This is a genomic window from Parvibaculum sp. (assembly GCF_030694575.1).
Lineage (GTDB): Bacteria > Pseudomonadota > Alphaproteobacteria > Parvibaculales > Parvibaculaceae > Parvibaculum.
In genome coordinates this window covers 1-1,142 of sequence record NZ_JAUYUS010000053.1, presented here as the reverse complement: position 1 = coordinate 1,142, position 1,142 = coordinate 1, and the positions used below count along the sequence as shown (strand labels likewise).

The following is a 1,142-nucleotide window of genomic DNA, read 5'->3' as shown; positions in this document are numbered from 1 at the left end:
ATGGCCAAAGAGAAGTTTGAGCGGAACAAGCCGCACTGCAACATCGGGACGATTGGTCACGTAGACCATGGCAAGACGTCGCTGACGGCGGCGATCACGAAGGTGCTTGCGGAGACGGGCGGGGCGACGTATTCGGCCTATGACCAGATCGACAAGGCGCCTGAAGAGAAGGCGCGCGGGATCACGATCTCGACGGCTCACGTCGAGTATCAGACGGAAGCGCGGCACTACGCGCATGTCGACTGCCCCGGCCATGCGGACTATGTGAAGAACATGATCACGGGTGCGGCGCAGATGGACGGCGCGATCCTGGTGGTTTCGGCGGCGGACGGCCCGATGCCGCAGACGCGCGAGCACATTCTCCTGGCCCGCCAGGTCGGCGTGCCGGCGCTTGTGGTGTTCATGAACAAGGTCGACCAGGTCGACGATCCGGAGCTGCTCGAGCTTGTCGAGATGGAAATCCGCGAGCTTCTGTCGTCTTACGACTTCCCGGGCGACGATATCCCGATCGTGAAGGGCTCGGCGCTTGCGGCGCTGGAAGACAAGACGCCGGAGATCGGCCATGACGCGATCCTCGAGCTGATGAAGGCTGTCGACGCCTATATCCCGCAGCCGGAGCGTCCGAAGAACCTGCCGTTCCTGATGCCGATCGAAGACGTGTTCTCGATCTCGGGCCGCGGCACGGTGGTGACGGGCCGCATCGAGCGCGGCGTCGTGAAGGTTGGCGAGGAAATCGAGATCGTGGGCATCAAGCCGACGGTCAAGACGACCTGCACGGGCGTGGAAATGTTCCGCAAGCTGCTCGACCAGGGCGAGGCGGGCGACAATGTGGGCGTGCTGCTGCGCGGTACGAAGCGCGAGGACGTGGAACGCGGCCAGGTGCTGTGCGCGCCCGGCTCGATCACGCCGCACACGGAGTTCGAGGCGGAAGCCTACATCCTGACGAAGGAAGAAGGCGGGCGTCATACGCCGTTCTTCACGAACTACCGTCCGCAGTTCTACTTCCGCACGACGGACGTGACGGGCGTGGTGACGCTGCCGGAAGGGACCGAGATGGTGATGCCCGGCGACAACGTGAAGATGAACGTGACGCTGATCGCCCCCATCGCGATGGAAGAGAAGCTCCGCTTCGCCATCCGTGA

Annotated in this window: 1 protein-coding gene; it reads left to right on the top strand. The window is 63.7% G+C overall.

Going from position 1 to position 1,142, the window contains the following annotated elements; genetic code table 11:
* Nucleotides 1-1,142, top strand: a 1,142-nt coding sequence (gene tuf, locus Q8S60_RS08260) for an elongation factor Tu (RefSeq protein ID WP_305668471.1), incomplete at its 3' end; no start/stop codon positions are given.